The sequence below is a fragment of the Rhodococcus sp. 7Tela_A2 genome, assembly GCF_049311045.1.
Lineage (GTDB): Bacteria > Actinomycetota > Actinomycetes > Mycobacteriales > Mycobacteriaceae > Rhodococcus.
This window is the reverse complement of record NZ_JAXION010000080.1, coordinates 1-20,163: the sequence shown is the minus strand read 5'-3', so window position 1 is coordinate 20,163 and position 20,163 is coordinate 1. Positions and strand designations below refer to the sequence as shown.

Annotated in this window: 22 protein-coding genes and 2 tRNA genes; 14 read left to right on the top strand and 10 right to left on the bottom strand. The window is 67.8% G+C overall.

Going from position 1 to position 20,163, the window contains the following annotated elements; translation table 11 throughout:
• Nucleotides 1-93: 93 nt before the first annotated feature.
• Nucleotides 94-1,056, bottom strand: coding sequence for an endonuclease/exonuclease/phosphatase family protein (locus TVH25_RS15105; protein ID WP_422424665.1), 963 nt, complete (start codon nt 1,054-1,056; stop codon nt 94-96).
• A 153-nt stretch (nt 1,057-1,209) separates the two neighbouring features.
• Between TVH25_RS15105 and TVH25_RS15100 the strand changes: the two genes are divergently transcribed.
• On the top strand, nt 1,210-2,085 hold the full coding sequence (locus TVH25_RS15100) for an SGNH/GDSL hydrolase family protein (protein ID WP_422424663.1): 876 nt from the start codon (nt 1,210-1,212) through the stop codon (nt 2,083-2,085).
• 28 nt (nt 2,086-2,113) lie between these two features.
• On the opposite strand, the gene TVH25_RS15095 is transcribed toward TVH25_RS15100, so the two are convergent.
• Together TVH25_RS15095 and TVH25_RS15090 are read right to left on the bottom strand one after the other, a co-directional pair.
• A complete protein-coding gene (locus tag TVH25_RS15095; RefSeq protein ID WP_169620260.1) occupies nt 2,114-2,722 on the bottom strand; it encodes a TetR/AcrR family transcriptional regulator in 609 nt (202 codons plus the stop codon).
• 100 nt (nt 2,723-2,822) lie between these two features.
• Nucleotides 2,823-3,596: an SDR family oxidoreductase gene (locus tag TVH25_RS15090; RefSeq protein ID WP_296550095.1), complete on the bottom strand. Its 774-nt coding sequence runs from the start codon at nt 3,594-3,596 to the stop codon at nt 2,823-2,825.
• 148 nt (nt 3,597-3,744) lie between these two features.
• Between TVH25_RS15090 and TVH25_RS15085 the strand changes: the two genes are divergently transcribed.
• From TVH25_RS15085 to TVH25_RS15060, 6 genes are all read left to right on the top strand, one after another.
• Nucleotides 3,745-4,548, top strand: coding sequence for an ABC transporter ATP-binding protein (locus tag TVH25_RS15085; protein ID WP_422424662.1), 804 nt, complete (start codon nt 3,745-3,747; stop codon nt 4,546-4,548).
• Complete coding sequence (locus tag TVH25_RS15080; RefSeq protein ID WP_422424661.1) at nt 4,545-5,264, top strand: ABC transporter ATP-binding protein; 720 nt, start codon at nt 4,545-4,547, stop codon at nt 5,262-5,264. Before TVH25_RS15085 ends, TVH25_RS15080 begins: the two co-directional genes overlap by 4 nt.
• A 10-nt stretch (nt 5,265-5,274) precedes the next feature.
• Nucleotides 5,275-6,153, top strand: coding sequence for a branched-chain amino acid ABC transporter permease (locus TVH25_RS15075; protein WP_169620264.1), 879 nt, complete (start codon nt 5,275-5,277; stop codon nt 6,151-6,153).
• Between the two features lie 2 nt (nt 6,154-6,155).
• Complete coding sequence (locus TVH25_RS15070; protein ID WP_169620265.1) at nt 6,156-7,262, top strand: branched-chain amino acid ABC transporter permease; 1,107 nt, start codon at nt 6,156-6,158, stop codon at nt 7,260-7,262.
• Nucleotides 7,259-8,521: an ABC transporter substrate-binding protein gene (locus TVH25_RS15065; protein ID WP_422424660.1), complete on the top strand. Its 1,263-nt coding sequence runs from the start codon at nt 7,259-7,261 to the stop codon at nt 8,519-8,521. Before TVH25_RS15070 ends, TVH25_RS15065 begins: the two co-directional genes overlap by 4 nt.
• A 148-nt stretch (nt 8,522-8,669) precedes the next feature.
• Nucleotides 8,670-8,849 carry a hypothetical protein gene (locus TVH25_RS15060; protein ID WP_169620267.1) on the top strand — a complete coding sequence of 60 codons (180 nt, stop codon included), beginning with the start codon at nt 8,670-8,672 and terminating at the stop codon, nt 8,847-8,849.
• Nucleotides 8,850-8,889: 40 nt separating this feature from the next.
• On the opposite strand, the gene TVH25_RS15055 is transcribed toward TVH25_RS15060, so the two are convergent.
• A complete protein-coding gene (locus TVH25_RS15055) occupies nt 8,890-9,852 on the bottom strand; it encodes a helix-turn-helix transcriptional regulator (protein WP_169620395.1) in 963 nt (320 codons plus the stop codon).
• Between the two features lie 62 nt (nt 9,853-9,914).
• On the opposite strand from TVH25_RS15055, the gene TVH25_RS15050 reads away from it, so the two are divergent.
• Together TVH25_RS15050 and TVH25_RS15045 are read left to right on the top strand one after the other, a co-directional pair.
• Complete coding sequence (locus TVH25_RS15050) at nt 9,915-10,487, top strand: DinB family protein (protein ID WP_169620268.1); 573 nt, start codon at nt 9,915-9,917, stop codon at nt 10,485-10,487.
• A 1-nt stretch (nt 10,488) separates the two neighbouring features.
• Nucleotides 10,489-10,926, top strand: a complete 438-nt coding sequence (locus tag TVH25_RS15045; RefSeq protein WP_378529114.1) for a VOC family protein — start codon at nt 10,489-10,491, stop codon at nt 10,924-10,926.
• Between the two features lie 54 nt (nt 10,927-10,980).
• Here the strand turns inward: TVH25_RS15045 and TVH25_RS15040 are convergent, their stop codons facing one another.
• Nucleotides 10,981-11,622 (bottom strand): FMN-dependent NADH-azoreductase, encoded by a 642-nt coding sequence (locus tag TVH25_RS15040; RefSeq protein ID WP_422424659.1) that lies wholly within the window; start codon nt 11,620-11,622, stop codon nt 10,981-10,983.
• A gap of 90 nt (nt 11,623-11,712) precedes the next feature.
• Here TVH25_RS15040 and TVH25_RS15035 point away from each other — a divergent pair, with 90 nt between their 5' ends.
• From TVH25_RS15035 to TVH25_RS15025, 3 genes are all read left to right on the top strand, one after another.
• Nucleotides 11,713-12,243 carry a MarR family winged helix-turn-helix transcriptional regulator gene (locus tag TVH25_RS15035; RefSeq protein WP_296550107.1) on the top strand — a complete coding sequence of 177 codons (531 nt, stop codon included), beginning with the start codon at nt 11,713-11,715 and terminating at the stop codon, nt 12,241-12,243.
• 40 nt (nt 12,244-12,283) lie between these two features.
• Complete coding sequence (locus TVH25_RS15030) at nt 12,284-12,844, top strand: GNAT family N-acetyltransferase (protein WP_422424658.1); 561 nt, start codon at nt 12,284-12,286, stop codon at nt 12,842-12,844.
• An 80-nt stretch (nt 12,845-12,924) separates the two neighbouring features.
• Nucleotides 12,925-13,341, top strand: coding sequence for a VOC family protein (locus TVH25_RS15025; RefSeq protein ID WP_422424657.1), 417 nt, complete (start codon nt 12,925-12,927; stop codon nt 13,339-13,341).
• 2 nt (nt 13,342-13,343) lie between these two features.
• Here the strand turns inward: TVH25_RS15025 and TVH25_RS15020 are convergent.
• Both TVH25_RS15020 and TVH25_RS15015 read right to left on the bottom strand, forming a co-directional pair.
• Nucleotides 13,344-13,417, bottom strand: a tRNA-Ile gene (locus TVH25_RS15020).
• 183 nt (nt 13,418-13,600) lie between these two features.
• A tRNA-Asn gene (locus TVH25_RS15015) sits at nt 13,601-13,673 on the bottom strand.
• A 150-nt stretch (nt 13,674-13,823) separates the two neighbouring features.
• Between TVH25_RS15015 and TVH25_RS15010 the strand changes: the two genes are divergently transcribed.
• On the top strand, nt 13,824-14,069 hold the full coding sequence (locus tag TVH25_RS15010) for a hypothetical protein (RefSeq protein WP_206036732.1): 246 nt from the start codon (nt 13,824-13,826) through the stop codon (nt 14,067-14,069).
• A gap of 4 nt (nt 14,070-14,073) precedes the next feature.
• On the opposite strand, the gene dnaG is transcribed toward TVH25_RS15010, so the two are convergent.
• The 3 genes from dnaG to TVH25_RS14995 form a co-directional block, all read right to left on the bottom strand.
• Nucleotides 14,074-15,987: a DNA primase gene (gene dnaG / locus TVH25_RS15005; RefSeq protein WP_169620300.1), complete on the bottom strand. Its 1,914-nt coding sequence runs from the start codon at nt 15,985-15,987 to the stop codon at nt 14,074-14,076.
• Nucleotides 15,988-16,047: 60 nt separating this feature from the next.
• Nucleotides 16,048-17,319: a deoxyguanosinetriphosphate triphosphohydrolase gene (locus tag TVH25_RS15000; RefSeq protein WP_169620301.1), complete on the bottom strand. Its 1,272-nt coding sequence runs from the start codon at nt 17,317-17,319 to the stop codon at nt 16,048-16,050.
• A 103-nt stretch (nt 17,320-17,422) separates the two neighbouring features.
• The gene (locus TVH25_RS14995; RefSeq protein ID WP_296550222.1) at nt 17,423-18,043 is read right to left on the bottom strand and encodes a YdcF family protein; all 621 of its coding nucleotides are present in this window, start codon (nt 18,041-18,043) and stop codon (nt 17,423-17,425) included.
• Nucleotides 18,044-18,202: 159 nt separating this feature from the next.
• Here TVH25_RS14995 and TVH25_RS14990 point away from each other — a divergent pair.
• Nucleotides 18,203-20,163 (top strand): TPM domain-containing protein (locus TVH25_RS14990; protein WP_422424656.1); only part of this gene is annotated, 1,961 nt, incomplete at its 3' end.

Here is a 20,163-nt window from a genome sequence, read left to right as displayed (position 1 = left end):
GCGCTACACAACTGTGCTGCGCCGACCCTCACGCGCGCCCCCGCCCCCACGGCGGCGCCGCCTCTTTTTTCGTTCCCTCGAAGCCCGTGCGGCTTATTCGGGCACGCCGTCGAGACGCAGTTGCGCGACCATCGCACGATGGTCCGATCCCGGCACGCTTACCGTCTCCACCTCGGTCGCTGATCCACCTGCGACGAGAATGTGGTCGATGCCGACCACGGGCGGGATCCCTTTGTCGGTGGGGTAGGTGCGCAGATGCCCCGCACCCACCTGATCGGCGGCATCGCCGAAGCGGCCCGACAGTAATACCCGGAATTGCGAATGATCGTATGTCGCATTGAAATCGGCGCCGACGACAGCCGGGCGTGTCCCGGGTTCCTGCTCGAGAATGTCGTGCAGACGGGACAGTTCGTCGGCCCACACGTCCGTGCCGACGACGGGCGGCACGGGATGGAAGGCGTAGACGCCGACCGGCCCGGCGCCCGGAATCTCCGCCGTCGCGGAGACCTGGCTCATCACGAACCCGTCGTACTCGACGGTGTCGGACAGCGGGTAGGCGCTCCAGATCCCCGTTCCGTTCGCGGCCGGCCCGGGCGAGAGATGCCGGTGAGGCAGCACTGTGCCGAGACCCGCTGCCTCCAGTGCCTCCAGTGCCTCCGGCGAGAGTTCGTCGACCGTGAGCAGTCCGATGTTCCGGTCGCGTACCTCGGTCACCACGGCAGCGGCGTCCACCCCTCCGAAGAGGATGTTCGTCTGCATCACGTGCACCACAGGGCCTTCAGCGGGGTCCGCGTCACCGATGTAGAGCGGCGCTTGGGTCGCCGCCGCACCCACGACGACCAGGCCCGCGACCGCCACTCCGGCCCGGTTCCCGAGAGCCGAGAACGCCAGGACACCGAACAGCGCGCACACCATCAGATAGGGCGCGCCCGACGCGGCGAGGACGAGAACTCGCGCCGACGACGGGCTGAAATGCAACGCGATCCCGGTCGCACCGATCGAGGTTGCGACCCATGCACCCACTCCGATTGCCGCGCGCACCCACGTCGTCGTCACATCCGACAGACAAGCACGACGGTGTTCGTGCCGTGATGCCGGGTTGTGCCCGGCCGGCAGACGGGAATCTCTTGACAGCGCCGCGACCCCGCCGGATCATCATCGAGACACGTCGCCGATACCAGCGACAGCCGACAACACCGGAGTCGTCCCGTGCGCACAGGCATCGCTCTCGCTGGAATCCTCGGATCCATCGCCACCACAGCGGTTTTGGTCACGTGGATACCCGCATCCCAGCCCGCGACGGCCACCCCGCTCTACGATTCGTATGTTGCGCTCGGGGATTCGTTCACCTCCGGTCCCGGTATTCCGCCCACGGTGTCGGAGGAATGCGGACGGTCGGGCAGCAACTATCCGACCCTGGTCGCAGAGGTACTCAATGTCTCTCGTTTCGTCGACGTCTCGTGCGGAGGTGCGGTCAGCGGCCATTTGACAGAGTCCCAGGCGACGTTCCGCGGCGTGGGTGTCCCACCCCAGTACGAGGCGCTGACGCCGGACACCGACCTGGTGACCGTGGGCATCGGCGGCAACGACATCGGACTCGTCCAACTCGCCGCGGGCTGCATCAATCTGCTGCCACCCCCCAATGGGCAGTCCTGCGCGGCGACGAACACCGCCGGTGGCGCCGACCGCGTCGACGCCGCGATCGACGCCTTCGTCCCCCGCTACGAAACGATCACCGCGGAGATCCGGCAACGCTCACCGGATGCGAAGATCGTCTTCGTCGGCTATCCCACGGCTGTCCGCGACGGCGGATGTTTCCCGGAGCAGCGGTTGTGGCCCGAGGACGCGACCTATCTCCAGAACAAGTTGGACCGGTTGAACAGTGCCATGCGTCAGCAGGTGCAGGAATCGGGTGCCGAGTTCGTCGATCTGACCGGATCGACGGTCGGGCACGATGTGTGCGCCGATCCCGACAACCGGTGGATGGAAGGCTTGTCGCCCGTCGCCGAAGCGATCCCCCTGCATCCCAACGCCGCCGGGCATCGCAATGCGGCGGATCAGGTTGTGGCATCTCTGCTGGAGTGACACCGACGCGCCGCCCGCGTGTGCCGCACTAACCGAGAGAAGCGTGCACGGCAGCGGCCAGGAGCGCTGCGACCGTCTGGCGCATCACAGCCGTGGCGTCGGGAACTGCAAGGCCGTATTCGTCGCGCAGCACCGACCACGACGCCCACGTGCTGGCGATTCCGAGCGCCTGGACCGCCTGCGTACGACGCGCCGACGGGAGAGGCGACAGTTCTCGGGCGAACAGCGCCTCGATTTCGTCCGTCACGCGCCCGATGTGCCGCAGCCGATTGGTCCGGAGTTCCCGCGAGTACGGCTCCCGCAACCCCGCCGCGCGCGCGTACGGAGCGATGAACTCGAGCAGTCTCGCGCGCTGCGCGCAGAATTTGTCCACCCGCTGCGGAAGGTCGAGGTCGGGCGGCACCGGTACGAACATCGCGTCCTGGCGACTGAGCAGTTCGGCACCGGTGGTTCCGAACAGCGTTTCCAGATCGCTGAAGTTGGCCCACAGCGAGCGCAGGGAAATACCCGCGTGCTCCGCGATCTGCGCGCCGGTGGGCTTGAGTTCTCCCGCCTCGATCAGGGCGATATGCGCGTCGATCACGGCGCGCCGGGTGCGCTCCCCGCGTGCGGTCCGCCCGTCCGAGGTGCTGGTCACTACCGATTCCTCACTTGCGTCGTTCGTGTACTGCTGTGCTGCATTCTGCCAGTGCCTACGAGGGTGCTTGCCGGCCGCACGAAGCGGTGCGCACCGACTCTCATGCGGACGGGACCGTGAGCCCGCCACCGTCCACCGACAAGACCTGGCCGGTGACCCAGGAGGCATCGTCCGACACGAGGTACGCGACCGCCGACGCCACATCCGACGGCACACCGAGCCGTCGCATCGGATATCGCGCCGCAACCTGCTCTTCCCGTCCCTCGTAGAGCGCGGCCGCGAACCGCGTCTTCACGACGGCGGGTGCGACGGCGTTGACGCGGATGGTCGGTCCGAGTTCGGCGGCGAGAGACCGGGTGAGCTGGTTGAGCGCCGCCTTGCTGACGCCGTAGAACGCGATTCCCGGCGCGTGGGAGAACGAGGACACCGACGAGATATTCACGACCGCACCACCTTCGGTGGCCGCCTTGGCGAAGCGCTGCGTCCACGAGAGGGCACCGAGCACGTTCACCTCGAGGATCTTGCGGGCAGCGTCGAGGTCGAGATCGGACAGGGGCCCGTAGACGGGGTTGGTGCCGGCGTTGTTGACGAGGATGTCGACTCTGCCGAAGCGGTCGACGGCCGTGGCGATCGTGTCGTCCCTATGCGCGGAATCGTGCACCTTGCCGGCCACGCCGCACGCGACATCGGTTCCCAGTGCTGTGACCGCCTCGGCGAGAGGCTCCGGCGAGCGCGCCGTGAGCACCACCCGTGCGCCCTCCGCCACGAGACGTTCGGCAATTCCGAATCCGATTCCCCGGCTGCTCCCGGTCACTACCGCGACCCGGCCCTCGAGCCGGCCCGGGGTCCCGGCGATGGGTACGACCACCGTCACGACTCCTCTCTCGAAAACGATCCCTCCGGACAGTAGGAACATACACTCGGAGTGTTGTAACCTGTCGCTGAAAAGTGACGTCGATCTCACCGAGACCCGGCAGAACGCCCGAAAGGCCGGAGAAGGCCCGAGAGAAAGTGCACCCGCTGTGCAATCAATCGTTACCCCGAGTGAACCTCCGGACCGCCTCCGTCTCGAGGGCATCGAAGTCCGTTTCGGTGGCCTCGTCGCACTCGAGAACGTGTCGCTCCAGGTGCCGGCCAGCTCGGTCGTCGGCGTCATGGGACCGAACGGCGCAGGCAAGACGACGTTGTTCAACGTCGTCTGCGGGTTCCTGCGCCCGCACGCCGGGACACTGACCCTCGACGGCCGGCCGGTACGCCCCGCCCCTCACCGCCTCGTCCGGCATGGAGTGGCGCGCACCCTGCAGGGACTCGGGCTCTTCGGTGGGCTCACCGTTCTCGAAAATGTCGCCGCAGGAGCGTCGGTGTCGCACCGCGCGTCGTTCGTCACCAGCCTGCTCGGGTTGCCGTACGGCGCCCGCACCCAGCTCGCCGCCCGCAGTTCCGCCGCGACACTGCTCGACGAGTTCGGGATCGGAGAGTACGCACAGGCACTCCCGCCGGCACTCCCCTACGCGGTCGCCAAGAAGGTCGCGCTCGCGCGCGCTCTGATCTCCGATCCCACATTGCTTCTTCTCGACGAACCGGCGGGCGGCCTCGACAGCAACGACATCGAGGAGTTGGGGACTCTGATCCGCCAACTGCCTTCGCGCGGCGACGGATCGCGTTCGGTGATGCTCGTCGAACACAACGTCGACCTGATCATGTCGGTGTGCGACCACATCGTCGTGCTCGACTTCGGCAAGGTGATCGCCGCGGGGACCCCCGACGAGATCCGTGCCGATCCGCTGGTCGCGGCGGCCTACCTCGGCGGAAAAGAGGCAGCGTGACAGCCCCTTTGCTCCGGATCGAAAACCTCACGGGCGGATACGGTCCCGTACCGGTCCTGCACGAGGTGAGCTTCGACGTCCCGTCCGGCACCATCGCCGCTGTCGTCGGCGCCAACGGCGCCGGGAAAACAACCTTGCTGCGGGCACTGTCGGGAATGCTGCCGGCGGTCCAGGGTTCGATCAGCGTGTCGGGGACGTCCGTGCTCGGTGTCCCGACGGAGAAACTCGTGCACCACGGGGTCGCCCACGTGCCCGAAGGTCGCGGCGTGATCGGCGAACTGACCGTCGAGGAAAATCTGCGTCTCGGCGGACTGTGGCGCAAGGACCGTGCCGACACCACTCGCGCCATTGCCGAGATGTACGAGATGTTCGAGCCCCTCGCCCGGCGCCGGACCAGCAGCGGCCATCAACTCTCCGGCGGCGAACGGCAGATGCTCGCGATCGGCCGGGCCCTGGTCGCGCGGCCCTCGCTGCTCCTGCTCGACGAACCCTCGCTCGGTCTCGCGCCGCGCATCGTCGACCTGATCATGTCGGTCCTGCGCGACCTGCGGGACCGCACCGGCCTGACGGTGGTCCTCGTCGAGCAGAACGTGCACAGTGCGCTTCCGATCGCCGACCAGGCGATCGTGCTGGCACTGGGCCGCGTCGTCGTCGCCACCTCGGCCGCGGAACTCGTCATGGACAGCGACTTCCGCACCGCGTACCTGGGCTTCTGAGGAGCAACCGATGGACAGATTCCTGTTTCTCACCGTGGACGGTCTCGCGCGCGGTGCCGTCTTCGCAGCGTTCGCACTCGCGCTCGTGCTGATCTGGCGCGGTACCCGCGTGATCAACTTCGCGCAGGGCGCGATGGCTGCGGCCACCACCTACATCGCCTATTCGGTGACGTCGGCGACCGGTTCGTACTGGTACGGACTGCTCGCCGCCGTCGTGAGCGGCTTCCTCCTGGGTGCCCTCGTCGAGCGAGTGCTGATCCGCCGCCTCGACCACAGCCGCCCACTAGCCGCGGTGATCGTCGCGCTGGGCCTCGTGATGGTGATCCACGCCGTACTCGGCATGATCTACGGCAACGACTTCCGTCCCATGCAGTTGCCGTTCAGCCGCGACCCGCTGCGGGTCGGGACGGTTCCGCTGCTGTCTCCGTACGACGTGTTCGTCTTCGCTGCGGTGGGTGTCGTGGTCATCGGCCTCGCCCTGCTGTTCACCCGTACCGATCTCGGCCTGAAGATGCGGGCCTCGGCGTTCGCTCCGGACGTCTCGCGACTGCTCGGGGTGAAGGTCTCGGCGATGCTCACCCTCGGGTGGGCTCTGGCCGGCGCAGTCGGCGGGCTCGCGGCCCTGCTCGTCGTACCCACCGAACTCGGGCTCAACCCGCACGCAGTCGATCTCGTGTTCATCTTCGCCTTCACCGCAGCGGTGATCGGCGGTTTGGACAGCCCCGTGGGCGCGGTGCTCGGCGGGCTCGCGACAGGGTTGCTGCTGAGTTTCGTCAGCGGCTACCTCAGTGGAAGCATCGCGCCGATCGCGGTACTTCTGATGCTGCTGGCGGTGCTTCTGCTGCGGCCCCAAGGCATTTTCTCCGGCGTCGCCGCCAGGCAGGTCTGACCATGCACACTTCCCGCTTCGATTCGTTTGCCGTGCGCGCCGCGGTGGTGGCCGGTATCGCCGTCGCCGTCATCGCGATCATCTTCGTACTGCCCCCCTTCCGGAACTACCAGTTGGCGACCATCGCGGCCTATCTGTGCGCGACAGCCGGGCTGACAGTGCTCATCGGCCGCAACGGTCAGCTCTCGCTGGGGCACGGAGCGCTGATGGCGTGCGGGGCATACTCGTTCGCGCTGACCTCCAACGCGATGGGCGACGCCGGGGTCACCGGGATTTCGGTGCTGCTCGTGCCGCTCGTCGCTGCCGTGCTCGTGACCTCCGTCGTCGGGATCGTCGTCGGGGCTGCCGCCGCACGGCTTCACGGCCCCTACCTGGCGGGCTTGACGCTCGCGCTGGTCGTCGTGATCCCGTCGATCACCACCACGTTCTCCAGTGTGCTCGGCGGCGACCAAGGACTGTGGGCGTATGTGGAGGGACCGCCGAGCAGCATCGCAGCGGCGTTCACCGTCGAACAGTGGCAGGCCATGATCGCCGTGGTCGCCGCGGCCCTCACTGTGCTCGCGCTGTCGAATCTCATCGCCGGAGACTTCGGCCGCCGCATGCAGGCCGTGCGCGACGACGAGATCGCCGCTCGCCTCGCGGGTATCGACGTCGCCCGCACCAAGATCACCACATTCGTGGTGAGTGCCGGTGCCGCCGGCCTCGGCGGCGGTGTCCTCGCCATGGTCTCCCAGAGCGCGTCCCCGGGCGCGTTCGGTGTCACCTTCTCCCTGTTCCTGCTGATGGGCGTGGTGATCGGCGGGCTCGGCTCTCTTCTCGGCGCCGTATGGGGCGCGGTGCTTCTGGTCGTGCTCCCCGCACTCGTAGCCGCCCTCACCGACACGCTCGAACTGTCCCCGTCCCTCGCCGAACGTCTGGACGGCAACCTCGCGATCGCGGTCTTCGGCGTCGCCGTCATCCTCATCGTGATGCTCGCGCCCGCCGGCCTCCAAGGTCTGTTCAGCGCAGCAGTCCGCCGTCTCCGGCCGCGCACCGGTAAGCCACGACACGGGCGCGGTCCCGATTCCACTTCCGTCTCCACCCCACCGAAAGCAGAGGCCAGCATATGAAAACAGGTCGGCGACAAAAACTTTCCCTCGTCGCTCTCGTTGCGACGACGGCCGTGACGCTTGCCGCGTGCGGCAGCGGCAGCACCGCGTCGACAGGGGCCTCGGGTGAAGGAGACACCACCGGTGTCACCGACACCTCGGTGCTGGTCGGCACCCACATGCCACTGACCGGGCCGGCCGCCGCCGGTTACTCGAAGATCCCTCCCGCCACCCAGGCGTACTTCGACTACGTCAACGAACAAGGCGGCGTCAACGGCCGCACCATCGAGTACAAGGCACTCGACGACGGCTACAACCCGTCCAACACCCAGCAGGTCGTGCGCGAACTGGTGCTGCAGGACCGCGTGTTCGCGCTGCTCGGCGGTCTCGGGACACCCACCCATTCCGGAGTGCTCGACTTCCTCAACACCAACAATGTTCCCGACCTGTTCGTCGCGTCCGGTTCGCGGATCTGGAATCAGCCGGACAAATACCCGAACACGTTCGGCTTCAACGCCGACTACACCGTCGAAGCAAAGATCATGGCGCAGTACGTGAAGGACAACCTCCCCGGCAAGAAGGTGTGCACCCTCGGGCAGGACGACGACCTGGGTGGCGACTACCTGGCGGGAGTCGAGCAGATCGTCGGTGCCGACGCGGTGGTCGAGAAACAGTTCTACGCCACCAGCAACACCAACGTCGCTCCGCAGATCGGTGCGCTCCAGGCCGCGGGTTGCGAGGTCGTCATGCTCGCAACGATTCCCGGCTTCACCGCCCTCGCGATCGGCACCGCGGGCCGACTCGGATTCCGGCCGCAGTGGACCACCGCCTCGGTCGGTGGCGATTACCTGACCCTGTCCAAGACCCTCGGTGACGCAGCCCCGCTCGCGGAGGGATTGCTCAGCACCAATTACCTGCCGTCGCACTTCAGCCAAGACGACGAGTGGACCACCAAGTTCCGGGAGATCAACACCAAGTACAACAACGACGCCGAGTTCGACGGCAACGTCGTCTACGGGATGTCGATGGCGCACACGTTCGTTCAGGCGCTCGAAGCCGCGGGTGAGAATCCCACCCGCGAATCGATCGTCGAGGCCGTCCGGTCGAGCGACTTCACAGGACCGAACCTCGTGCCGTTCCGGTTCTCCGAGGACGATCACTCCGGTGCCGGGGGCGCACGGGTCAACCAGGTCACCAACGGTGTCCAGGAGTACTTCGGCCCCGCGTACACCACCACCGATGCTCTCGGCGATCCCGTCGTGGAGTACCGAGCGGAATAGCGAACACCGGCAGTCGAGCCGCGGCCGCCGCCCCCCCCCCCCCCCGCCCCTTTCATGTCGGTAGCACCGCGTACTGTCGCGTCCATGCACAACGCGCAGCACCAAGGCTAGCCCCGGCCCGGGGCCGCCCCGAGTCAGGAGAAACCTGATGCGCGCTGCACTCTGCAACACCCTGTTCACCGTGTTCGGTCACCGGATCTGCTGTGGCCGGATCCCCGAGTGGACCGCCTATGTGGGCCAGGAGTGGGACACCTACCACGTCGCCCCGTGGAATCTGTACAACGTGATCTGGCGGATCCAGAACTGGATCCGCGGTGGTGTCGACTGAGGTGTCGAACCACCGAGCCCACCGACTCCGCCGGTCGGGTTCACTCCGGAGCAGTCGCCATCGCCGAGAGTCGCTGCGCGAGAGTCCGTGCCGCCTCCCGTAATTCGGGAGGCTCCAGGACCACGGCGTCGAAACCCAGTCGCGCGACGTGCATGGCGAGCCAATCCAGGTCCTGCCCGCCGACGACGAGCACACACCAACCGTCGTGCTCGTCGTCGACGCGGCCGACCTGGGGCGGCACCAGCTCCCGGACCCGGCGGGCGGGGGCATGCACCCGCACGCGCGCAAGATATCGGTAGGGCGCCTCGGTGACGGCGCGTTGCACGTATGAAATCGGGTCCGGGTAGTCCCTCGGGCGAAACCGCCAGGTCGTCGCCGTCACGTCGCCCATCCGGTCGAGCCGGAAGGTACGCCAGTCGTCGCGGTCGATGTCCCAGGCCATCAGATACCAGCGGTGGCCGGCGACGACCAAGCGCACCGGTTCGGTCGTGCGTTCCCGGCCCTCCCCGTCACGATCGGTGTACCGGAACCGCACGCGCACCGCGTCGCGGCAGGCCCGGGCCAGAACCATCAGCGTGTCGGCGTCGATCTCGATGTCGGGTCCCACCAAGGTCTCCATCGCCCCGTACACCGCCCGCACCTCCGCCCGCAGTCGCGGCGGCATGACCTGGTCCAGTTTCGCGAGCGCCCGCAGCGACGCCTCGGCCGATCCGGTGATCGTGCTTCCCGACGCCAGCCGCAACGAGACCGCTGTCGCAATTGCCTCTTCGTCGTGAAAGAGCAACGGAGGCAATCGTGTTCCGGCGCCGAGCTGGTAACCGCCGCCGACGCCTGCGGTGGCGCGGACGGGATACCCCAGTGCCCGCAACCGCTCCACGTCGCGGCGCACCGACCGGTCGGTGACCCTCAGTTCCACCGCGAGGTCCGCGGCAGTCCAGGACGGCCGGCTCTGCAGCAGCGCCAGCAACCGCAGCACCCGTTCGGTCGTCGCCTCGACGGTCACGATTTCCATCGTCGCACGATCACGGAACGATCCTGTCCGGAATGTGGGGGACGCTTGTACCCATGACGGACCGACACTGGAATTCTCTCCTGCGAGACCAGCTCGCCACCCCGGTACGCAGTCGCCTCGACGGACTCACCGACGAGGAGTACTTCTGGGAACCCGCTCCCGATTGCTGGAACGTGCGCCCGCGAGGCACCGGCACCGCACCCGTGCAGGCCGGCAGCGGCGCCATGACGATCGACTTCGCATTTCCGGAGCCGGACCCGCCGCCGTTCACGACGATCGCGTGGCGCCTCGGCCACGTCATCGTCGGAGTACTCGCGATGCGCAACGCGTCGCACTTCGGACGGGCACCCACCGACTACGCCTCGTTCGAGTACGCCGCGACCGCGGACGAGGCGCTCGCCCAACTCGACGCGGAATACGCGACCTGGGCCGCCGGTGTCGAATCGCTCGGGGAAGAGGGATTGTTCCGCCCCTGCGGGGAGGCGGAGGGTCCGTACGCCGACTACCCGATGGCGACCCTGGTTCTGCACATCAACCGCGAGCTGATCCATCACCTCTCGGAGGTGTGCCTGCTCCGCGACCTCTATCTGCACACCCGCCGTTCGACTCGACAGGAGGTGGGCTGACATGGCCCGCGACATCCAGATCACCTTCGACTGCGGTGATCCCGCAAAACTCGCCCAGTTCTGGGCCGACGTCCTCGGCTACGAGGTGCAGGCCCCGCCCCCGGGTTTCGCGTCCTGGGAGGAAGCACTCGAAGCAATGGGAGTGCCACCGGAACACCACAACGACGCGTCCGCTGTCGTCGATCCCGAGGGAGCCGGACCACGACTGTTCTTCCAGCGAGTTCCGGAAGGAAAGCAGGTCAAGAACCGAGTGCATCTCGACGTTCGAGCGGCACCCGAAACGGACGGCGACGCCCGAATGGAGCTGTTGGAGAAGGAAGCCGAGCGGCTCGTGGCCCGCGGAGCCGAGCGGGTTCGACGCCACGAGCCCGCTCCCCCACTCGACGCCGGACACATCGTGATGACCGATCCCGAAGGTAACGAGTTCTGCCTCGATTGACGGTCGTGCACAAGTCACGGGCCATGCGGGGCCTCGGACCCGGAGGCGTACCGGCTAGGCGGCGTGCCGGGCGGCGAGGGACTCGCCGGCCGAGATCGCCGACTCCTCCGCGGTTTTGCGCATCGTCACCGCTGTCTCGGTGAACTCGTCGAGGGCGGGGTTCACGCCGACGAGGGTGAAGTCGCGCTCGACGATCGTGAGGTCCGCACCCCAGTGGTCGACGAGAATCCGACGTGCGTAGCCGGTGCTGTGGTCCCAGCCGTCGCGCGGAGTCCCGGGTCCGTACGCACCGCCGCGTGTGACGACCAGGACGGTGGGCGTGCCGTCGAGAAGCCGAACGCCGTGCTCGGCGCCGACCACGGTGAGATCGATCCATGCTTTCACGTGCTGTGAGACGCCGTAGTTGTAGAGCGGGAACGCCAGAACGACTGCCGTAGCCTGCTGCAACTCGGTCGCGAGTCGCTCTGCGAGGGCGAGTGCATGGCGCTGCCGCTCGTTGCGATCCTGTTCCGGCGTGGCACTTCCGGCCAGGGCATTTCCCCAGGCGTCGGACGGCAGGGGGTCCTGACCGAGGTGCCGCCGGACGACGGGAACCGCGGGGTGCGCAGCGGTGACCCGATCGAGAACGAGATCGGCCAACGCGCTGCTTGCGGAGCGGTCGCCTTGAATGCTGGCGTCGATACGGAGTAGGTGCATGATTTCTCCCGAGAGTTACGGACTTGAATGTTCAAGTCGGACGTTACACGCGACGACTTGAATGTTCAACACGTCGGGTACGGTGTTCGTGTGAGCGTCGAAAACACCCGCGCATCCGCTTCCTCCGGCGATGACGAGACTCTCTGGCTGTCACCGGACCAACTGCGCGATTGGGTATCCCTCGTCGAACTGCTGTCGACGCTTCCCCCCGCCATGGACGCGCAGCTCAAGCGAGACGCGGGGATGAATTCGTTCGAGTACCACATCCTCGCCGTGCTGGCCGAGGCGCCGGACCGCACCCTGATTCTCAGCGAGCTGGCCCCGTTGGCACAGGGCTCACTGTCCCGCCTGTCCCACGCGATCACCAGACTCGAGCGGTCGGGATGGGTCGAGCGGCGCAGCTGCACCGTCCGCGGCGGTCGGCGAGCCGAAGCGTGGCTCACCGATGCCGGACTTGCGAAGCTCGAAAAGACCGCGCCGGGCCACGTCCGGGAGGCGCGTCGTCTCGTCGTCGACGTTCTCACTCCCGGCCAGTTCGCCGCGCTCGGCGATGCCGCCCGGACGATCAACGCGGCACTCACGGCGGGTCCCGCCGAGTGCCCGGAGTCCACGGACAGTTGATCCCCCAACCCGCACGGCCGCTCGTGTGAGGATCGCGGACATGGATGTCTTCCTGAAAACCGGGCGGCTGGTGCTGCGTCCCTTCACCGGCACCGATGCCGGCAACCTCGTAGCACTCGACAACGACCCCGACGTCATGCGCTTCATCAACGGCGGCCGCGCCGCGAGCCTCGAAGTTGTCCGAACGCAGACACTGCCACGGCTCTTGCACGAGTACCCGTGCTTCGGCACCCGCGGCTACTGGGCAGCGGACGAGAGGGCCACCGGAATCTTCCTGGGCTGGTTCGAGTTCCGCCCCCTGGATGACCATCGCTCCGCCGTAGTCGAGCTCGGCTACCGCCTGAACAGGGCCGCCTGGGGCAAGGGCGTAGCCACGGAGGGATCGCGGGCTCTGATCGACAAGGGGTTCAGCGACCTCGGAGTGGAGCGGGTCACCGCGAACACGATGGCGGTCAACACGCGCTCCCGGCGCGTGCTGGAAAAGGCAGGTCTGCTGTTCGTACGAAGCTTCACCGGGGACTGGGCGGAGCCGATCGAAGGATCCGAACACGGTGACGTCGAGTACTCCCTCAGCCGAGCCGAGTGGGAACAACGCCGATAGTCGCATCTCGGTGCGCCGGGCTCGACTCGCGATGAGTTCCACCACGGCGACGAGTCGACCCACTCGACAACGTTTCCGAGATGAAGGACCTGATCATGGAAAAGACCGGGAGCGCATTCATCGACGTGATGACGATCGGGGTACCGGTCACCGACCAAGACCGCGCACTCGCGTTCTACGTCGACACACTCGGCTTCGAGACACGAATGGACGTACCGCTCGAACAACTCGGGGGTCGCTGGATCATCGTCGCGCCACCGGATGCTCGCACAACGATCGCACTGGTTCCTGCCGGCGACGGCACTCCTGCGGGCATCGAGACCGGAATCAGGCTCACCACGTCCGATACCGCAGCGCTGCACACGCAACTACGGGAGCGCGACGTCGTCGTCGGTGAACTGCTCCTCTGGGACGGCGTACCACCGATGTTCACGTTCCGCGATCAGGACGGGAACGGTTTCGAGGCAGTCGAGCAACCGGTCCTCGACGCGGTCTGAGGTGGGGCGGGCGGGGCTCGAACCCGCGACCAATGGATTATGAGTCCACGGCTCTAACCGACTGAGCTACCGCCCCTCCGCGGCGACGGGTCGCCGCAGAACACTGCCGCATCGGACAGCGCTTCGGAATGGTACCTGGGGTGGCACCGTCGAATCGAGACGGGGTGACTCCGCCATGTCACGACCGTCACACCGACCGGTGCCCCAGGCCACAAACGAAAAATCCTCCCACCCTGTGAGGGTGGGAGGATTTCAAGCGCTCCCCCGGCTGGACTCGAACCAGCAACCGTTCGATTAACAGTCGAATGCTCTGCCAATTGAGCTACAGGGGATTGTCCTGCGGTGCTCCGCGGTTTCCCCCGGTGCGTGGAAAACCATAGCGCTCAACCCGCCGCGGTGCCAAATCGCCTGCACAGTGCGCGTCCGGGCCAAGATCAGGCAGGATGGAACAGACGCGCAGCCACGGGTGGAAGGACAGCACATTGATGGGTTTGTTGGTCGGAGTCGCAGCGGGCTATGTGCTCGGCACCAAAGCGGGTCGTGCCCGATACGAGCAGATCAGCAAGACCGCGAGGGCGGTGGCGGGGAGCCCGGTCACCAAGAAGGCGATCGAGGTGGGACGGCAGAAGCTCGCCGACTCGCTGAGTCCTCAACCGAAGCTCGAGCCGATGAAGCCGATCGACGAGCACACGACGATCATGATCCCGCGGGATCAGCTCAAGAAGTAGCTGCTCAGCCGGCCAGGCCGTCGCCGCTCGTATCGCCGATGGCCTGGTCGAGCAAGCTCCGCCGGTACTGCTCGAGTGCCATGAGGTCGCCGAGCAGCGCGTGGAACTCGTCCGATTCGGTGGCGGGCGAGATGCGCTGCAACTTCGACTTCAGTTCCGCGACCTGCTCCCCCACCCACACTTCTTGCAGGCGTGCCAGCACGCCGCCGATGTAGCGCGGAATGCGGTCTTCCTCGGCCGGTATCGGCTCGACTGCGAGTTCCATCACCAGCGAATGCGCGACGGGGTCCTTCGCTGCCCGGCCGACCGCGTCGACCCACTCGCCGCCACCCATACCCGAACCGGTGCCGCCCGCGGCAGCGACCGCTGTACGGACCGCTGCGTACGCCGGATCGGTGAAGGTCTCCTTGGGCAGCGAATCGAATACGGTGCCGGCAATGCCCGGGTACTGGAGGGCGGCCTTGAGCGCGTCGCGTTGCGGCCACAGGGACGGGTCGTTCGGGCGGGGCCGGCGCAACGCCGACGCGGGCGCCTGGGGCGCCACGGTGGCTCCGGCCCGGGACTTCGTTTCCGGTGCGCGGGCACCGCGCCGGGCTTCGTCCTGCACCCGGCGCCGCACAGCGGGAATGTCGTCCCAGCCCACCCAGTGCGCGAGTTGCACCGAGTAGTTGTCGCGCAGGGTGCGGTCCTTGATCTGTGCGACCACCGGAACACAGCGGCGCAGCGCCTCGACTCTTCCCTCCGCGTTGTCCAGATTGTGTTCGGAGAGAATGGATTTCACCACGAACTCGAACATCGGAGTCCTGCGGGCGACGAGATCGCGCACGGCGCCGTCACCGGACTCCTGCCGGAGTTCGCAGGGATCCATGCCCTTGGGGGCGATGGCGACGTAGGTTTTCGCCGCCGTCTTCTGGTCGCCCTCGAATGCTTTCATCGCGGCGGCTCGGCCGGCGTCGTCACCGTCGAAGGTGTAGATGACCTCGCCGCGGAAATAGCTGTCGTCCATGAGCAGGCGGCGCAGCATGGCCAGGTGCTCGTCGCCGAAGGCGGTTCCGCACGCGGCCACGGCGGTCTTCACGCCGGCGAGATGCATGGCCATGACGTCGGTGTAACCCTCGACGATCACCGCCTGGTGTGATTTGGCGATCTCGCGCTTCGCGAGGTCCAACCCGAACAGCACCTGAGACTTCTTGTACAGCTGCGTCTCCGGCGTGTTCATGTACTTCGCGGTGATCTGGTCGTCGTCGTACAGCCGTCGCGCCCCGAACCCGATGACGTCACCGGAGAGATTGCGGATCGGCCACAACAGTCGCCGGTGGAACCGGTCGATGGGTCCGCGGCGCCCCTCCCGCGACAGTCCGGCCGCCTCGAGTTCTGCGAACTCGAACCCCCGACCGAGAAGATGCTTGGTGAGCAGGTCCCATCCGGCGGGCGCGAAGCCGCAGCCGAACGTCTCGGCGGCGGCGCTGTCGAAGTTGCGCTCGGTGAGGTAGTCGCGCGCCGCCTGGGCACCCGGGGTGCGCAGTTGCTCGGCGTAGAACTCCTGGGCGGCGGCATTCGCGGCGACGAGGCGGGCACGGGTACCGCGGTCGCGCTGGACCGACGGCCCGCCGCCTTCGTAGTTGAGGGTGTAGCCCACGCGCTCCGCGAGTTGCTCGACGGCTTCGACGAAACTGACGTGTTCGATCTTCTGCAGGAACGAGTAGACGTCGCCACCCTCCCCGCACCCGAAGCAATGGAAGTGCCCGTGGTTGGGCCGCACGTGGAACGACGGCGACTTCTCGTCGTGGAACGGGCACAGCCCCTTCAGGGAGTCGGCGCCGCCTCGCTTGAGTGCGACGTATTCACCGACGATGTCTTCGATGCGGGCGCGGTCGCGAATGGCCGCGATGTCTCTGTCTGAAATTCGGCCGGCCACGACGTCGATTCTAAGCCGCTCGGCCGCCGCGGCCCGCAGCGGTGGTCCCGCGTCGCGGCGCTACCCCCAGCTGGCCTGCGCGGCGAGGCTGTCCCGGTCGATGCGCTCGAGCCGGGATTCGGTGCACGACGCGATCTGATCGACCACCACGCGCACCCGCGCCGCGTCGTCGGGTGCGTCTTTCCACGCCGCGGCGAAGAACGGATCGAGGCCCACCGGCGCCGTCCGCAGCAGCCATTCCGCGACGCGGTGGATCCGCTCGCGCTGCGCCTCCTGCCGGGTGCGGTGCACGCGGTCGGACATGACGAACTGCAGCGCCATCGTCTTGAGCAACGCCACCTCGGCGGCGACCACGGGCGGAATCACCAGGTCGGCGTCGTATCTCGTGACGGGTTGGTCACCGGTGACCTCCCGCGTTCCCAGGATCGCGGCGGTGGCGTATCGGCCGACGAGTTCGCTGGTGAGGCGTTTGAGAGCGACGGAACTGGCCAGGGTGCCGTCGAAGGTTCCGACGTCGATCACGACGGGCATCTCCGACAATCGTTTCGCTGCTTCGGTGAGTTCGTCGGGGACGAGATCGGAGAATTCGCGCATGCCCAGTTCGATGAGCGCGGACACTGCGTCCGCGTCGCCGAGCACCCGCAGGTCGATTCGGCCGTCGATGACGCCGTCCTCGACGTCGTGCACCGAGTACGCGACGTCGTCGGACCAGTCCATGATCTGCGCCTCGAGGCATTTGCGGCGATCCGGCGCGCCCTCCCGCACCCACGTCAGCACTTCGACGTCGTCGTCGTACGCGCCGAACTTCGCGCCCGGAGACGGCCGCGTCCACGGATATTTGAGCGTCGCGTCGAGGGCGGCGCGGGTGAGGTTCAGGCCGGCGCTCGTGCCGTCCGGATAGAGAACCTTGGGCTCCAGGCACGTCAGGATGCGCAGGTTCTGCGCGTTCCCTTCGAATCCTCCGCACGGCGCCGCCACCGCGTCCAGGGCGCGCTCTCCGTTGTGCCCATACGGCGGGTGCCCGATGTCGTGGGCGAGTCCCGCGAGGTCCACGACGTCGGCGTCGGCGCCGATTCCCTCCGCGATGCTGCGGCCGATCTGCGCGACCTCCATCGAGTGCGTGAGCCGGGTGCGCGGAGTGTCACCGTCGCGAGGACCGACGACCTGGGTCTTGTCGGCCAGCCTGCGCAGGGCAGCGGAGTGCTGGACCCGCGCGCGGTCGCGCGCGAATGCGGTGCGGTCGGCGGCGGCCCGTTCAGCACCGATCAACGCCGAGCGCTTCGGCGGTTCGGCGACACGCCGCTCCAGATCGTGTTCGCTGTAGCCCTGCATCAGATCCGTCCTTCGTCGCACCGGCCGTACGTCCCCCGGCCCCTACTCACATGTACGCCTACCCATATCTTCGTCCTTCACCATCTCGGCCTCCCACCCGCGGTCACTGCTCTGCTGTGTACGGGAAGTCCGCGGAGAAATGGGTGATCTGGTACCAGATCAACGCGCCCGTTTCGCGGGCGATCGCGTGAAACTGCGAGTTGCGGGTGAACACTGCCGGGCCCTGACGGGTCGGCGCGGTCCATGCGTCGAGGCCCGAGTCGCGGGCCATGGTCCGGGTGCGCAGCGAATGCCACGGGTCGCTCACCAGCACCGACGACGACAACCCCAGCTCGCCCATGTCCCTGCTCACGGCTTCTACGCTGCGCAGCGTGTCGGATCCCTCTTCCACCGCCATGATCGCCTCCGCGGGCACGCCCCGGGAGACGAGATAGTTCTTGCCCGCGGCCGCTTCGGTGAACAGATCGCCTTCCTGCTTGCCACCGACGGTGACGATCATCGGCGACACCCCTGCCTCGTACAGCTTGAGTGCCTGCTCGAGTCGTGCTTCGAACACCGACGACGGTGTGCCGGAGTACTGGGCGGCGCCGAGCACGACGATGGCGTCGGCGGGCGTCCTGTCGTCGATGCGGGCGACCTGCCACACCCGTATCGCCGTTCCGCCGACGACGAGGATCGCGGCGAGCAGCGCACCGACCACCAGTCGCCTCAGCCACCGGGTGATGCGGGCGCCCGTGCCGAGATCGTCCTCGGCGCGGCCTGGCGCGGGGACCCTGGGGTGGGATGCGGTACTCACCCCTCAAGTCTGCCAGTGGACGCGGGGAACGAAGCAGGGCGACGCGCCGACCGTGCTTCGTTCCCGCGAACCACTAGATTCGTTGTCATGCCCCACGCATCGTCCCCGCGCCGACGTCCCGCCCGGATCGTGCCCGCGCTGCTACCCCTCCTGCTCGCCGCGACCGCGTGGCTGCTGATGCCCGTCGCGGCGTCGGCCGAGCCCCCGTCACGACTCCAGTCACCGATCAGCGACAGCGCCGGAGTCCTCGATGCCGACGACGTCGCACGCATCCAGCAGGCGGTGGACACGTTGTACGACGAGCACCGCCTGCAACTGTGGGTCACGTATGTGTCGACCTTCGACGGCCAGAACTACGACGCCTGGGCGCAGGCGACCGCGCGGGCCAGCAACTTCGGTCCGGACACCGCCCTGCTCGCCGTCGCCACCGACGACCGCGAGTTCGCGTTGTGGACCCCGAACGGATCGGATATTTCCCAGTCGGAACGCAACCGCATCAGCTCGAACGACATCACGCCCGCGCTGCGCACCGGTGACTGGGCGGGCGCCGCCGTGGCCGCGGCGGACGGCCTCGATGCCGCGTTGACGCCCTCGAGCGCGCCCACCACGACACTGCTCGTCGGTGGCGGCGTGATCGCCGCGGGTGCCAGCGGCGTCTACGCATATTCGCGGCGGTCCAAGCGCAAGCGTGCCGAGACGGCCGCCGCGCGTGCAGCGGCGATCGATCCCGCCGATACCGGCGCACTGGCCGCGCTCCCGCTCGAGGGTCTCGAGCTGCATGCCCAGAAGGTACTGGTGGAGACGGACAACGCAGTGCGCTCGAGTTCGGAAGCACTCGAGCTGGCGCGCGGCGAATTCGGCGACACGGCAGTTCAGCCGTTCGACCGGGCGTACCGGCAGGCGCAGGCCGCGCTCGCGAACGCGTTCGAGATCCGGCAGCGTCTCGACGACGACATCCCGGAGACCCCGGAGCAACAGCGCGAGATGCTGGTGCAGCTCGTCTCGTCGTGCGGGCAGGCCGACCGCGAGCTCGACGCGCAGGTGGAGGCGTTCGACCGGATGCGGGACCTGTTGCTCGACGCTCCCGACCGGCTCGACGCACTGACACAGCGCGCCATCGGCCTGCGGGCACGTATCCCGCAGGGCGAGGCCGCTCTCGCGCAGCTGACCGAAGAATTCCCGGCGGAGGCGCTCGCGCCCGTCAAGGACAACGTGTCGCTCGCGGTCGAGGAGATCGAGTACGCCGAGAAGGCCATCGATGAAGGCCGGGTCGCAGTGTCGCGTCCGGCGGGTGAGCAAGGTGACGCGGTCCGCGCGATCCGCGAGTCCGAACGCGCACTCGGACACGCGGCAACGCTCCTCGACGGTGTCGAGCACGCCGCGGAGGACATCCGCCACGCGATCGCGACTCTTCCGGCTGCCATGGAAGATGCGGCGCAAGGCATCGCCGACGCCGAAGGGCTCGTTGCCGCAGGTGGCCCGGAACTCGCCGAAGCGCGCCGAGCCGCCCAGGAGGCACTCGAGCATGCACGGGCCGCGCAGCACACCGACCCGCTGGGAAGTTTCACGCGGGTCGTGGAAACCGACGCGCGCCTCGATGCCCTGCGGGCGCAGACCCGCGCGGCTCGAGAGGAGGAAGCGCGGGCCCGCCGGCGGCTCGAGCAGGATCTGACCGCCGCCCAGGCACAGGTCACCGCCGCATCCGATTTCATCGGCACGCGACGCGGCGTCGTCGGCGCGGAGGCACGCACGAGGCTGTCGGAGGCGCAGCGCCATCTGGACGCGGCCCGGCAGCTGGCGTCGGCGGACGCAGCCCAGGCGCTGCAGCACGCCCAGACGGCGTCGGCTCTCGCGTCCCGCGCCTTGAGCGCCGCACGCCGGGATGTCGAGTCGTGGGAACGTCGCAACCCGCCGCGCGGTGGCGGTTCGTCGGGAGGCAACATCGCCGGTGCCGTGCTGGGCGGCATCCTCATCAACAGCGTGCTCGGGGGCGGCGGCCACGGTGGTGGCTTCGGAGGCGGAGGCTTCGGAGGCGGAGGCTTCGGGGG

Excerpts from the sequence above, each read along its gene's own strand:
- TVH25_RS15070 (WP_169620265.1), top strand. The coding sequence starts at position 6,156 with ATGCACACTTCCCGCTTCGATTCGTTTGCCGTGCGCGCCGCGGTGGTG.
- TVH25_RS15060 (WP_169620267.1), top strand. The coding sequence starts at position 8,670 with ATGCGCGCTGCACTCTGCAACACCCTGTTCACCGTGTTCGGTCACCGG.
- TVH25_RS15075 (WP_169620264.1), top strand. The coding sequence starts at position 5,275 with ATGGACAGATTCCTGTTTCTCACCGTGGACGGTCTCGCGCGCGGTGCC.
- TVH25_RS15050 (WP_169620268.1), top strand. The coding sequence starts at position 9,915 with ATGACGGACCGACACTGGAATTCTCTCCTGCGAGACCAGCTCGCCACC.
- TVH25_RS15030 (WP_422424658.1), top strand. The coding sequence starts at position 12,284 with ATGGATGTCTTCCTGAAAACCGGGCGGCTGGTGCTGCGTCCCTTCACC.
- TVH25_RS15000 (WP_169620301.1), bottom strand. The coding sequence starts at position 17,319 with ATGCAGGGCTACAGCGAACACGATCTGGAGCGGCGTGTCGCCGAACCG.
- TVH25_RS15065 (WP_422424660.1), top strand. The coding sequence starts at position 7,259 with ATGAAAACAGGTCGGCGACAAAAACTTTCCCTCGTCGCTCTCGTTGCG.
- TVH25_RS15040 (WP_422424659.1), bottom strand. The coding sequence starts at position 11,622 with ATGCACCTACTCCGTATCGACGCCAGCATTCAAGGCGACCGCTCCGCA.
- TVH25_RS15045 (WP_378529114.1), top strand. The coding sequence starts at position 10,489 with ATGGCCCGCGACATCCAGATCACCTTCGACTGCGGTGATCCCGCAAAA.
- TVH25_RS15025 (WP_422424657.1), top strand. The coding sequence starts at position 12,925 with ATGAAGGACCTGATCATGGAAAAGACCGGGAGCGCATTCATCGACGTG.